At 73.0% G+C, this 13,211-nt stretch carries 11 protein-coding genes; 4 read left to right on the forward strand and 7 right to left on the reverse strand.

The genetic code is table 11. From position 1 onward, the window contains the following. Nucleotides 1–28: 28 nt before the first annotated feature. The gene (locus KCH_RS32380) at nucleotides 29–298 is read left to right on the forward strand and encodes a DUF2630 family protein (RefSeq protein ID WP_035869030.1); all 270 of its coding nucleotides are present in this window, start codon (nucleotides 29–31) and stop codon (nucleotides 296–298) included. A 64-nt stretch (nucleotides 299–362) separates the two neighbouring features. Beyond that, entirely contained in the window at nucleotides 363–1,598 is a 1,236-nt protein-coding gene (locus KCH_RS32385) for an IS701 family transposase (protein ID WP_035869032.1), read from the forward strand. Between the two features lie 117 nt (nucleotides 1,599–1,715). Here KCH_RS32385 and KCH_RS32390 read toward each other — a convergent pair whose 3' ends face one another. From KCH_RS32390 to KCH_RS32415, 6 genes are all read right to left on the reverse strand, one after another. After that, nucleotides 1,716–3,263, reverse strand: a complete 1,548-nt coding sequence (locus KCH_RS32390; protein WP_035869035.1) for a beta-N-acetylhexosaminidase — start codon at nucleotides 3,261–3,263, stop codon at nucleotides 1,716–1,718. 52 nt (nucleotides 3,264–3,315) lie between these two features. Then, a complete protein-coding gene (locus KCH_RS32395) occupies nucleotides 3,316–5,304 on the reverse strand; it encodes a right-handed parallel beta-helix repeat-containing protein (protein WP_157032286.1) in 1,989 nt (662 codons plus the stop codon). A gap of 100 nt (nucleotides 5,305–5,404) precedes the next feature. Beyond that, a complete protein-coding gene (locus KCH_RS32400) occupies nucleotides 5,405–6,295 on the reverse strand; it encodes a carbohydrate ABC transporter permease (protein ID WP_051653693.1) in 891 nt (296 codons plus the stop codon). Further along, entirely contained in the window at nucleotides 6,292–7,281 is a 990-nt protein-coding gene (locus KCH_RS32405) for a carbohydrate ABC transporter permease (protein WP_051653694.1), read from the reverse strand. Before KCH_RS32405 ends, KCH_RS32400 begins: the two co-directional genes overlap by 4 nt. Continuing rightward, nucleotides 7,274–8,614, reverse strand: coding sequence for an ABC transporter substrate-binding protein (locus KCH_RS32410; RefSeq protein WP_035869040.1), 1,341 nt, complete (start codon nucleotides 8,612–8,614; stop codon nucleotides 7,274–7,276). The genes KCH_RS32405 and KCH_RS32410 overlap by 8 nt, the downstream gene beginning before the upstream one ends. A gap of 47 nt (nucleotides 8,615–8,661) precedes the next feature. Beyond that, nucleotides 8,662–9,930, reverse strand: coding sequence for a Gfo/Idh/MocA family protein (locus tag KCH_RS32415; RefSeq protein ID WP_244305528.1), 1,269 nt, complete (start codon nucleotides 9,928–9,930; stop codon nucleotides 8,662–8,664). 264 nt (nucleotides 9,931–10,194) lie between these two features. Here KCH_RS32415 and KCH_RS32420 point away from each other — a divergent pair, with 264 nt between their 5' ends. Continuing rightward, nucleotides 10,195–11,364, forward strand: coding sequence for an ROK family protein (locus tag KCH_RS32420; RefSeq protein WP_084224047.1), 1,170 nt, complete (start codon nucleotides 10,195–10,197; stop codon nucleotides 11,362–11,364). A gap of 140 nt (nucleotides 11,365–11,504) precedes the next feature. Here the strand turns inward: KCH_RS32420 and KCH_RS32425 are convergent, their stop codons facing one another. Next, nucleotides 11,505–11,957, reverse strand: coding sequence for a MarR family winged helix-turn-helix transcriptional regulator (locus KCH_RS32425; protein ID WP_051653695.1), 453 nt, complete (start codon nucleotides 11,955–11,957; stop codon nucleotides 11,505–11,507). A gap of 79 nt (nucleotides 11,958–12,036) precedes the next feature. Between KCH_RS32425 and KCH_RS32430 the strand changes: the two genes are divergently transcribed. Next, a complete protein-coding gene (locus tag KCH_RS32430) occupies nucleotides 12,037–13,113 on the forward strand; it encodes a substrate-binding domain-containing protein (RefSeq protein ID WP_035874784.1) in 1,077 nt (358 codons plus the stop codon). Nucleotides 13,114–13,211 lie beyond the last annotated feature (98 nt).

Below are 13,211 nucleotides of genomic sequence, written 5' to 3' on the forward strand. Positions count from 1 at the left end.
GGGGCAGACCACCACGAGGAGGGCCCCGATGGACCAGCAGGACACGTCCGGCGGCACCGACCGCCGCATCCTGGACCGGATCAGCGACATGGTCGACGCGGAGCGGAAGCTGCGCGCGGCACTCGCCGAGGGCCGCATCGACCAGCCCACCGAGCAGCGCGAACTCAAGGACCTGGAGGAGCAGCTCGACCAGTGCTGGGACCTGCTGCGCCAGCGCCGGGCGCGCGTCGACGCCGGCGAGGATCCGAACCAGGCCGGCGTGCGCAGCGTCGAGGAGGTCGAGCGGTACGAGTCCTAGTAGTGCTTTGTTATGTGGTGCGCGGGGTCTGGGCAGATCGAGTGTTCGGCAGTTCGCTGTCGGTGTGAATCCGGACGAACTGGCAGTGTTACGAGATGAGTTGGAGGCGTTCGCGGCGGAGGTGTTCTCTCCGCTGCGACGCTCGGACCAGCAGGAGAAGGGCCTGGCCTACCTGCGTGGCTTGTTGCTGGACGGGCGGCGCAAGTCGATGCAGCCGATGGCCGAGCGCCTCGGCATCGACCACCAGCGCCTGCAGCAGTTCATCACCACCTCGACCTGGCCCCTGGACGATGTCCGTGCCCGCATCGCCTGCCGGGCCGTGCGGGCCCTGGAGCCGCAGGCCTGGGTGATCGACGACACCGGCTTCCCGAAGGACGGCAAGGGGTCACCCGGGGTCGCCCGTCAGTACTCCGGGACGCTCGGCAAGGTCGGTAACTGCCAGATCGGTGTGAGCGTCCACGCGGTGACCGATCGGGCGTCCTGCCCGCTCGACTGGCGGCTGTTCCTGCCCGCCGCCTGGGATCCGAAGCACGCCGACGACCCGGCCGCCGCAGCCCGCACCGGGTGGCGACGGGCCCGCTGCCGCATCCCCGACGACGAGGGCCACCGCCCGAAGTGGCGCCCGGCCGTCGAGATGCTCGACGAACTCGCCACCTGGGGGCTCGCCCCGCCAGTGGTGGTCGCGGACGCCGGCTACGGCGACAACGCCCACTTCCGCGCTGCCTTGGACGAGCGGGGGCTGCGGTGGATCGTGCAGGTCAAGGGCCTGGCCACCGCACATCCACTGGACGCGGTCACCCGTCAGCCGGAATACGGCGGACTCGGCCCCCGCCCCAAGCCCCGCTACCGCACCCGACCCGTTCCGCTGGCTGAGCACGTCCGGACAGCCGGCCGCGGGGCGGCCCGCGCGGTGACCTGGCGACATGGCTCACGCGACCGGCTGACCGGCGAGTTCATCGCTCTGCGGGTGCGGCTGGCCGGCCGCCGCCCGCGACTGGAGCCCGACGGCACCCTGCCCGCGTGTTGGCTGCTGGCCCAGTGGCCCGCCCATCTGGCCGAGCCTTCCCACTACTGGGTCTCCAACCTGCCCGCCGACACCCCGATCGAGGAACTGGTCCGCCTGGCGAAGATCCGCTGGCGGATCGAACACGACTACCGCGAGCTGAAGACCGCCCTGGGACTCGACCACTTCGAGGGCCGTTCCTGGACCGGCTGGCACCGGCACGTCACCCTCGTCACCGCCGCCCACCTCTTCGTGACCCTGGCCCGGAGCCGCCCAAAAGTGCCTGCTCGGGTATGACCCTCTACCAGGCCGTCAGAACGCTCCAACACCTCCTGGCGACCTGGAACGGCACATGCCCGACCTGCAGACAACCCATCACAAAGCCAGAACCAGCCCCGACCTAACAAAGCACTACTAGCCGGCCGCCGACGTTCCGGGGGCGGTGTCCGGCAGGGGGCCGTGGGCGACGCCGAGGCGGTCGAGCCGGCGCAGGTGCGCGGCGAGGCGGACGGCGAACTCCGGGTAGTCGCCGGCGGTGCCCCACAGCACCTCGGCGAGCGCGCACAGGCGGGGGAAGGCCATGTACTCGACGTGCCGGGCGTCCGGCATCAGCTCGGTCCACAGGCAGCCCTGCCCGCCCAGCACGTGGGCGGCGGCCTCCGCGGGCAGCCCGGCCGGGACGGGGCGGTAGGCGTACACGTCGGCGGCGGTGAGCACCTCGGCGACCGCGAGCGGCTGCTCGACCAGCTCCGGGGCGGCCTGGTAGACGGTGAAGTACGTCAGCTGATGGGGCGTCATCACCACGTCGTGGCCGAGCCGGGCGGCCCGCGCGCCGCCCTCCTCGCCGCGCCAGGACATCAGCGCGGTGCCTGCCGGGAGGCCGTCCTCCAGCAGTTCGTCCCAGCCGATCGGGCGGCGGCCGCGGGCGGTCAGGAACTCGGCGAGCTGCCGGGTGAACCAGGCGGCCAGCGCCGACTCGTCGGGGAGGCCGAGTTCGCGCATCCGCCGCTGCACCCGGGGCGACTCCCGCCACTCGCGCTTGGGCACCTCGTCGCCGCCGAGGTGCACGTACGGGCCGGGGAAGACCTCCAGTACCTCGGTGAGCACGTCGCGGCAGAACTGGAGGGTGGACTCCTCGACGTTGAGGATCTGCTCGGTGATGCCCCAGGTGGTGCAGACCGGGCGGGCCGGCTCCAGGCCGTTGCCGAGTTCCGGGTAGGCGGCGATCGCGGCCCGCATGTGGCCGGGCAGGTCGATCTCGGGGACGACCGTGATGCCGCGGGACTCCGCGTACGCGACCAGGGCGCGGAGTTCGGCCTTGGTGTAGAAGCCGCCGTGCGGCGTTCCGTCGAACACCGCGTCCGGGTCGTCCTGGCAGGTGTAGCGGCCGACCAGGGTCTCGGCGCGCCAGGCGCCGACCTCGGTCAGGCGCGGGTACTTCTCGATCTCGATGCGCCAGCCCTGGTCGTCGGTCAGGTGCAGGTGCAGCACGTTGAGGCGGTGCAGCGCGGCCAGGTCGACCAGCCGGTGCAGGAACTCGACCGGGTAGAAGTGCCGGGCGACGTCGATCAGCAGGCCGCGCCAGCGGAACCGGGGCGCGTCCTCGATCAGCAGGCACGGCACGGTGACGCCGCCGCGTTCGTCCGGTGCGGCCCCGTCGGCGAGTTGACGCAGCGTCTGGGCGGCGACCCGGTGGCCGCCGGGGCCGGCGGCGGTGACGGTGGCGCCGGCGGGCGTCACTTCGATCCGGTACGCCTCGGGGGCGAGTGACGGGTCGGTGCGCAGGGTCAGCGGGGCGGGGCCGGCGGCGTCGGGCGGCAGCGGGAGGCCGAGCAGCTCGCGCAGCAGGCCGGCGACGGGTTCCAGGCCGGCTTCGAGGCGCAGCGGGGTGGTCGGGGCGAGGCGCCAGCCGCCCGGGCCGGTCGTCGTCATCGACGCGGGGCGGGGGACGAGGTGCGGCACGGGGGCTCCAGGGAGGGGCGGGCGGCCCGGGGCGGGCCCCGGGCCGCGGGGGTCAGCGGGTACCGATCTCGTTGACGGCGAAGTTGCCCCACTGGAGGTTGGCCGCGCGGACCACCAGGCGGAGCTGACTCGTCGTCACCGGCGCGGGGAGCGTCACCGAACGGCGCTCCACCGTCGCGGAGTTGGACGACCAGGTGACGGCGGCGTCGGCGAGGGCGGTGACCCAGGCCGTGCCGTTCCAGTACTGCACGTCGAAGCGGGTGATGCCCTGGCCGGCGCCGAAGTGGGTGGCCAACTCGACCTGGGAGACGGTGCGCTGGTTCGGGTAGCCGAGGGTCAGGCTGCCGCCCGTGGCCACCCCGCTGGACGGCGAGGCCCAGCTGCTGGCGTCCGAGCCGTCGGCGACGGCCGCGAGCGTGCCCTGCCCGGTGCCGTAGGAGCTGCTCACCGTCGGCGCGGCCTCGACCGTGCCCGGGCCGGCGGTGCGCTGGAGCGCGCCGAGGTCGGGCATGCCCTGCGGCAGGGCGGTGCCGGCGGCGTCGCGGCCGCCGTCGTTCGGAACTTCCAGGCCCTGCTGGAGAACCGGCGAGGCGGCGGTGGGCCGGTAGCCGGCCAGGTCGGCGATCGAGGTGGCCGTGCCGGGCGCGGTCAGGCCCGGGTTGCCGGTGAGCGCGGCCCGGTCGGTGCCCGGGACGGGGCCGCCGTCGTACCAGTTCCGGTCGTAGGTGATCGCGCTGCCGGTGTTGTACGGCAGGTTGGCGCCGTTGTGGATGATGTTGTTGGACATCGTGACGCCCGCCGCGTTGTGGTAGACGGCCGTCAGCGCGGTCATCGCGGAACTGCTGGGCGACACCCACACGGTGTTGTTGTAGACCTGCACCGAGGTGGTGTTGGTGGAGAAGGTGAAGATCTCGTTGCGGTCGTTCTGGCTGACGTTGTACCGGACCACGGCGGTGGCGGGCGCGGAGTCGCCGGAGACCGAGATGAAGAAGCCGCCGCCGTTGTCGTGCGAGTAGTTGTACTGCACCAGGCTGCCGCGGCTGTCCTCGTCCGCGTCCAGCGCGTCGCCGTCCATCTGCGGCCCGTTGTACTTGGTGCCGGAGATCTCGTTGAACTGGACGGTGGTGTTGTCGGCGTCCGCCCACCAGATCGCCACGTTGCCGTGCGCCTGCGCGGTGTCCGCGACGGTGTTGTGCTCGACCAGGGTGTCCCGCACCACCAGCGGGGCGATGCCGCCCGCCGCGATGCCGTGCACGTAGTTGTTGCGGATCACCGTGCCGGTGCTGGGCGTGAACGCCCGGTACTCGGTGGTCGGCGCGCCCAGGAACGGCCAGAGCGAGTTCCAGCCGTCGCGCTGCATCCAGGTCGACCAGCCGGAGATGCCGTAGGAGGCGATGTTCGCCACCTCGTTGTCCTGCACCGTCAGGCCGGTGAAGTACGTGGGCGTGGCCGAGCCGCGCACGGTGTAGATGATGCCGCCCGAGCCCGGGTTGGAGCTGTTCGGCGGCGCGTCGACGTCGTGCACCCAGTTGCCGGTGATCCGGACGTTCGGCACCGCGCCGACGTCCTGCGCGAACACGTTGACGCCGATCCGGTACGGGGTCGAACTCGTGATCGGACCGGCCGAGTTGGTGATCTCGAAGCCGTTCACCGTGACGTCGTGCTGGTTGGCCAGCAGCACCACCGAGGCCACCGCGCCCTGCCCGTCCAGCTTCGGCCGGGCGCCGGCGCCGTACGAGGTGAAGGTGACCGGCGCGGACGCCGTGCCGGAGCCGTGCGGGGCCAGCTGCCCCGTCCAGGTGTCGCCGGCCCGGAACGCGATCGTGTCGCCGGGCTGGAAGGTCTGCTTGCCGACCTGCGCCAGCGACTTCCACGGCGCGGCCGCCGAGGTGCCGCTGTTGGAGTCGCTGCCCGTCGAGGCGGACACGTAGTAGGTGGTGCCGGCGGCGTGCGCGGCCGGGGCGGCGAAGGCGGTGAGCGCCGCGGCGGCCAGGGTGAGCGCGCCCAGGCCGCTCAGGCCTCTCAAGGGTGTGGTGGTCACGTGCTGCCCTCTCCTGAAACGGGGGCCACGAGGGCCCGAAGTGAGGTCCACGGGGGCGGTGCGAGCAGCCGGGCCCGGCTGAACCCGGCTGCGGGGGCGACTACTTGGTGGCGCCGAGGGTCATCCCGTCCATGATCCGCCGGCCGCACCAGAAGAACAGCGCGACCATCGGCGCGACCAGGATGGTGACGCCCGCGAACAGGCCGCCCCAGTCGGAGGTGTACTGCATGGTGCTGCTGAGCTGGTTCAGGGCCGCCGGCAGGGTGAACTTCGCCGGGTCGTGCACCATCACCGACACCAGCAGGAACTCGTTCCACAGGCCGATCGCGTTCAGCACCGTCACCGTGGTCAGACCCGGGCGGGCCACCGGCACCATCACGGTCCAGAAGGTGCGCACCGGGCCGGCCCCGTCCAGCGCCGCCGCCTCCTCCAACTCGGCGGGCAGCGAACGGAAGTAGCCGGACAGCACGAACACCGTGAACGGCAGCGACATCGCCACGTCGACCACCACCAGCGAGATCCGGTCGTCCCACCAGCCGGTCACCCAGTCCACCATGAACTGGCTGACCGAGGAGGCCAGCGTCTGATAGGGAATCAGCACCGCCTGCACCGGCAGCGCCAGGCCCGCCGCGAAGTACGTCAGCGTCGGCCCGGCCGAGCGGCGCGAGGACCGCGCCAGCATGTACGCCGCCGGAGTCGCCACCAGCAGGATCCCGAGCAGCGAAACCCCCACCACCAGAACGGTGTTGAGCAGCATGCCGGCGAAGTCCGCGGCGTGCCAGGCCCGGGCGTAGCCGCCCAGGTCCAGCCCGTCCACGCCGAGCGGCGACGTCCATAGGGCGCGCGAGGTGCGCACCGAGGACAGGAACGTCCACGCCAGCAGCAGCACGTTGAACCCGGCCACCGCCCACAGCAGCGCCTTCACCGTGCCGGGCACCGCCAGATCGCCGAAGAACCGGCGCACGGTACGGAGTTGAGCCTTCGCGGTCACGAGATCTCCAGTCGGTCGCTGCGGCCCAGCCGGCGCACCAGCACCACCAGCGCCACGGTGAGCACCGTCAGCAGCGTCGCCATCGCCGAGGCGTAGCCCAGCTCGGGCGCCCCGCCGCCGGTGGTGTGGCCGGCCGACAGCCACTGCTGCACGGCGTAGGTACGGGCGTTGACCGACGGGGTGCCGGCCGTGCCGACGAAGCCGATCACGATGTCGAAGGTCCGCAGGCTGTTCGCCGTCCACAGCACCGCCGCGATCGCGATCATGTCGCGGGACAGCGGCAGGGTGATCCAGCGGAACTGCTGCATCCGGGTCAGACCCGTCAACTGGGCCTCCTCGTACAGGTGTTTGGGGATCGCGTCGACCGCCGTCATCAGCAGCACGATGTAGAAGCCCGACCCCATCCAGACCACGCCGACCACGATGCAGCCGAAGATGTGCTGCGGATCCAGCCAGGTCTGCTGCAGCGCCTCCAGGCCCAGCAGGCCCAGCAGCCGGTTCACCACGCCGTCCGGGTTCAGCAGGAAGCCCAGCGAGGTGCCGACCGCGATCATCGAGATGATCGACGGCAGGTACACCGCGGCCCGCACGAACGCCCGCCCGCGCATGTCGCGCAGCACCGCCATCGCGAGGAACGCCAGCGCGAACACCGCCGCGCCGCCCACCAGCACCACCAGCGCGGTGTTCACGAACGCCTGCCGCACCGTGTCGTCCCGGAACACCCGCACGTAGTTGCGCCAGCCCACCCAGGTCAGCGGCGCACCCGGCCCCGACCACTTGGCGAACGAGATCACCACGCCGTACAACGACGGACCGAGGAAGCCCACCGGGTACAGCAGCACCGCCGGCCAGGTGAACAGCCGGAACCAGCCCTTCGCATCGCGCTGCGACACCCCCTGCGCCGCCCCCGGGCGGGCCCGGCCCGCGGTGCGGAACGCGGGCCGGGAGGAGCGGGACGCGCCGCGCGCCGTCGAGGTGTCAGCCATTGGCCAGCGCATCCGCGGTCTTCTTCTTGCCCTGGGCGACGAAGTCGGCCGGCTGCAGGGTGCCGCTGAGCAACTGGTCGTCCAGCGGCAGGAACACGTTGTTCCACCACTTGTCCTGCGCCGTCGCGCCGTCGTACGTGGTGTTGGTCTCGGTCGCCTTCAGGATCGACTCCTGCGCCGCCTTCAGCGCGTCCGGCGCCTTCGCGTCCGCCCGGGACGGGATGTTCAGCGCGTCCGTGCCGATCCTCCCGATCACCTGCGAGCGCAGCAGGTGGCTCATGAACAGCTGCGCCGCTTCCGCGTGCTTCGCCTTCGCGCTCAACGACCAGCCCAGCGAACCCACTTCGACCGTCGAGTGGCCGCCCTCCACCATCGGGAAAGTGAAGCTGGACGGCTTCGCGTCGGCCGGCGCCTGCGGCCTGGTCTCCGACGGCAGCCACGTCCCGTTGATGTTCAGCGCCGCCTTGCCCTGCGCCCAGTCGTTCTGCGCCGCCGGGTACTTGGTGCCCATGAAGCCGTCCTGGAAGTACGGCCGCAGCTCGGCCACGCCCTGCGCCGCCTTCAGCACCTCCGGCCGGTCCCACGCCGAGGCGTCGGTGCCCAGTGCGGCGAGCGAACCCGGGCCCGCGTAGCGCATCATCAACTCGTAGAACCAGTAGGCGTTGTAGAAGTTCACCAGGCCGTCCTGGGCGATCGGGGTGGCGCCCGCGGCCTTCTGCTGCTGGAGCAGCGCCAGGAACTCCGTCCAGGTGGCCGGCTGCTTCGCGGCCAGCGCCGGGGAGCGCGCCGCGTCGTACCAGATCGCGGTGGAGATCAGGGTGTGCGGGACGAACGCCAGCTTGCCGTCCTTGTCGGTGGCCGACTTCAGCACGTTCGGCGGCAGCACGTCGGCGACCGACTTGCCGTCCTCGCCCGGCACCGGGAGCTTCAGCACGCCGTCGATCGGCTGCGTCATGTGCTGGCCCGCGAACGCCGCGATGTGGTCGGTGCCGCTGTCGAACATGTCCGGGCCGCTGCCCGAGGCGATCGCCTGCGGCATCGTCGTGGTGCCGGACCGGCCCAGGTACTTGATGTTCACCTTGATGCCGGTCTGCGCGGTGAAGTCGTCCGCCGCCGCCTTGAAGATCGCGGCCTGCGGCTCCTTCTCGCCCCAGGTCGACCAGTAGTCGACCTGGCCCTGCGCCTTCGCGGCGGACACCAGGTCGGCGGCCGAACCGCCCTGCGCGTGCTGCGCGTTGCCGGAGTTCTTGACGCCGCAGGAGGAGACCAGCAGCACGGTCGCCAGCGAGGCGGCGAGCGCGGCCGCGGCGGCCGGGGACGGGGTACGGGACATGACGTTTCTCCATCGAGGGGGCGTGGCGGTGGGGGAGGTCGGGTGGTTCAGAGAACGGGTGCGGCCTCGTCGGCGAGGGTGACGACGGTGCCGGTGCGGCGGGCCCGCTCGGCGGCCCAGACGGTGCGGTGCGCGGCCAGGCTCTCCCGGCCGCTGGAGCGGATCAGGTCGCCGGCGCCGGTGGCGATCGCGTCCACGAACGCCTCCAGCAGGCGGTCGTCCGCGCCGCCGTGCCCGGCCGCCGCCGAGGCCTCGGCGTCCGGGACGTCGGAGGCGTCGATGAACTCCCAGGTGGCGGTGGTGAAGTCGTGCACCGACAGGCGCAGGCCGTCGCCCTCGACGTAGCCGCGGGTGCCGAACACCCGGGTCTTGCGGAAGTCCAGCGGGGTGAACGCCGACATCGTGAACGAGGCGGTCCGCCCGTCGCCGAAGTCGAAGTCCACCACCTGGGTGTCGACCACGTCGTTGTCGCAGGCGTACACGCAGCGCCCGTACGGGCCGGAGCGCAGCGCCCGGCGGACGCCGTCCTCGGTGCGGTCGGTGGTGACGGCGCCGAGCGGCCAGTACTCCTTGTCGGGGTCGCCGAGGCAGCCGAGGTACAGCCGCGGCGCCGAGTACGGGCAGTCCGGTTCGACCGGGCAGTCCAGGCAGTTGTCGGCCGCCCCAGCCGGCCGGTTGCGCTCGTTGAAGTGCACCAGGCCGCCGAACGAGGACACCCGCTCCGGCGGACGCCCCATCAGGTGCAGCAGCCAGTCCACGTCGTGCGAGGACTTGGCCAGCAGCATCGGCGAGGACTCGTCCTCGCGCCGCCAGTTGCCGCGCACGAAGGAGTGCGCCTGGTGCCACCAGCCGACCGGCTCCAGGTGCTGGATCGACACCACCTCGCCGATCCGGCCGGAGTCGATCAGCTCCTTGAGGGTGCGGGTGTACGTGGTGTACCGCAGCACGTGGCAGACCGCGAGCAGCACCCCGGCGTCCTCGGCGGCCCGCACGATGCGCAGGCAGTCCTCCTCCGTGGTGGCCATCGGCTTCTCCAGCAGCAGGTGGTAGCCGGCCCGCGCCAGCGCCTCCACCGGGGCGGTGTGCTGGGTGTCCTGGGTGGCCACCACCGCGGCGTCGGCCAGCCGCGGCCGGGCGGCGAGTTCGCGCCAGTCGGCGAACACCGCCTCGTCGGGCACGCCGTACTCGGCGGCGAACGCGGCCCGCCGCTCCGGGTCGGGCTCGGCGACCGCGACGATCCGCGCCCGGCCGCCGCGGTGCGCGCTGCGGGCGTAGACGCCGCCCCGCAGACCCGCGCCGACGACGGCCAGCGTCACCTGCTTTCCTGGCACAACGCACCCCGATTTCCCAGCAGTTGGTGAATTCCGGCCGGACGGCACACCGAGCGTCCGGGCCGTGCGAAGATGACTCTCCGACGACTTTCCAAGGCCACTTATGTAAGTGGCTTGTGGAATGGAATCATGGGGATCGGAACCGGCCACCGTCAAGACTTCGGCGGACAACGATCCTTGACGGAGCGACAGCCCCACCGGCCCGGCCGGGCCGCACCACCCAGGCGACTTACGAAAGGCAGGCGATAGATGAGCGCGGGACATGCGACGACTTCGGCAGGCGGGCCGGAGGACGGCTCCGAGGGGGCGGCCGCCGCCCGGATCCCCGTCCTCCCGGCCAGCGCCGCCCAGGTGCTCACGGCCGTGCGCGCCGCCGCCGCGCCCGCCGTCACCGTCGCCGAGGCCGCCACCGCGACCGGGCTGTCCCGCCCCACCGTGGAAGTCGCCCTCGACCGGCTCGCGATGCTCGGCCTGGTCGACGAGGTCGCCCCCGACCCCGGCGGCCGCCGGATGGGCCGCCCCGCCCGCAACTACCGCTTCCGGCCGCGCGCCGGGCACGTCCTCGGACTCGACATCGGCAAGTACAAGGTGCTCGCCGTCCTCGCCGACCTCGACGGCAACGTGCTCGCCGGCCACCGCATCGAGGTCGACCCCGCCCAGCCCCGCAAGGCCCGGCTCGCCGCGACCCGGGCCGCCGCGAAGGCCGCGCTCGCCGCTGCCGGAGTCACCCAGGACCGGCTGTGGGCGGTCACCGCCGGCACCACCGGCATCGTCGACCGCGAAGGCCGGATCAAACTCAGCTCCGCCCTGCCCGAATGGACCGGCCTGCACCTCGCCCGCTCACTCGGCCGCACCTTCGCCTGCCCCGTCCTGGTCGAGAACGACTGCCGGCTCGCCGCCGTCGCCGAACGCTGGCTCGGTGTCGCCCGCTCGGTGGACGACGTCGTCTACCTGCTGGCCGGCATGCGGATGGGCGTCGGCGTGCTCAACGGCGGCGTCCTGCAACGCGGGCACAACGGCTCCCTCGGCGAGATCGGCGCCCTGCCCGAACTCGGCTGGAACACCGCCCCCGGACACCTGGTCGACGACCCCGACGCGGAATCCTCCGAACAGGCCGTCACCGCGCTGATCGCCGCCGCGCGGGCCGGCGACGCGGCCGCCGCCGAACGGATCGGCCGCTTCCTCGACGCGATCACCCTCGGCACCGCGACGGTCGCCCTCGCCTTCGACCCCGAACTCGTCGTCGTCGGCGGCGGATTCTCCCGCGCCGACGACCTGGTCCGGGCCCGCGTCCAGAGCGCCCTCGACACCCTCTGCCCGATGCCGCCGCGGGTCGCCTCCTCCGAACTCGGCGAGGACGCCGTCGCGCTGGGCGCGGTGCGGGTGGCGCTCGACCACGTGGAGGCGCAACTGGCCTGAGCGGGAGTGGAGTTCGGCGCACCGGGCGGGGCTGGGGGCGTCCCGGGATCCGGTGGGCGAGCCGGGGCCCGGTGGGCGAGTCGGGGGCCGGTGGGCGTCCCGGGGTCCGGGACGTCAGCGGGCGAGAGCCGGCCGGGCCGTCAGTGCGCCGCGAGGCGGGCCAGCGGGCCGGCCGGGTCCGGGAGGCCGCAGGCGGCGCGGACGGCGGCGTCGTGCGCGGCCGCGAGGCCGTCGAGTCGGGACAGCCGGGTGCGGCCCTGCCGGGACAGGTGCGCGGTGATCCGCCGCCGGTCCTGGTCGTCCTGGCGGCGGTAGGCCAGGCCGGCGTCCGCCAGGGCGTCCACCAGCCGGCTCAGACTCGCCTGCGGGATCAGCAGCGCCTGCGACAACTCGCCCATCGCCCGGCCCTCGCCCTCCGCCAGCGCGCGCATCACCCGCCACTGGTCGACCGTGCAGTCCTCCTCGGCGAGCGCGGCGGCCAGACCCGAGGTGAGCCGGCGGTGGGCGAGCGCGACCAGCTCCACCAGCAGCGGCGGCCCACCCGCCGTGCCCGGCGCGGCAGTCGCGTGCGCCGCGGCGCGCTTCGTGGTCATCCGACCCTCCCGTTCCCAGGTCACCCCCGGCCCTGCGGTCTTTCCCGGGGCCGAGATCCCGACCATACTCGCACTGGTGATGCTGGATGCCAGGCTGGTCGACCCGCTCGACGCGCTGCACCTCCCGCGCGAGGACGACGCGTTCCGCGTGGGCCTCGTCGTGCCGCAGTCCGGCCCGCTCGGACTGACTGGCCCGTCCGCCCTCGACGGCGCCCTGCTCGCCGCGCACGAGATCAACGCCCGCGGCGGCATCCACGACCGCCCCCTCGACCTCGTCCTGGTCGACGGCGGCGGCGAACCAGGCCCGGTCTCCGCCGACGTCGCCCGCCTGCTCGACGCCGGCGCCCTGGACGCCCTCGCCGGCTGCCACACGAGCGACGTCCACCGCGCCGTCGAGACCGTCGCCGCCGGCCGGATCGCCTACATCTACACCCCGCCCCACGAAGGCGGCACCCGTCGCCCCGGCGTGCTCTGCACCGGCACCGACCCGAACGGCCAACTCGCCCACGCGCTACCGCAACTGACGGAACATCACGCCCTGCGCCGATGGGCGCTGATCGGCAACGACTACATCTGGCCGCGCTCCGTCCACCGCACCGCCACCGCCCTCGCCACCCGGGCCGGCGCCCGGATCGTGCTGGAACGACGCCTCCCCTTCGGGACCGTCGAACGCACCGTCGAACCCCTCCTCGACGCGCTGCGCACCGCCCGCGCCGACGCCCTGCTGCTCAGCCTGATCGGCCGCGACCTGGTCCACTTCAACCGCGCGCTGCGCCGCAGCGGACTCGACCGCCGACTGGTGCGCCTGTCCGGGGCGTTGGAGGAGAACGGCCTGCTCGCGCTCGGCGGCGACGACACCGGGACGCTGTACGCCGCGATGCCCTCGTTCGCCACCCTCGCCGAGGAGCCGCGCCAGTTGCTCGCCGAACGGCACCGGGCGCTGTGCGGCCCGTGGGCGCCCGTCCTCGACGCGTACGCCGTCGGCCTGTACGAGGGCCTGCACCTGCTCGCCGCGCTGGCGGACCGTCACGCACTGGAGCCGAACGGCCTGTCCCGGGCGGCCGGACGGCTGCTGCGCGGCGAGCGGCCCGGCGTGCACCTGGCCCGGGCCGAAGGTCTCGGTTTCGCCGTGCTGTCCGGCCCGTCCGCCCGCTGACCTGCACCGTCCCGGGGGTGTCCGGGTTCTCATCAGGCGGAACGGCAGCGCTAAACCCTTCCATATGGAAATAGTTGGCTCTACAGTCTCCCCCAACC

Origin of the sequence: Kitasatospora cheerisanensis KCTC 2395 (assembly GCF_000696185.1) — a bacterium.
Taxonomy (GTDB): Bacteria; Actinomycetota; Actinomycetes; order Streptomycetales; family Streptomycetaceae; genus Kitasatospora; species Kitasatospora cheerisanensis.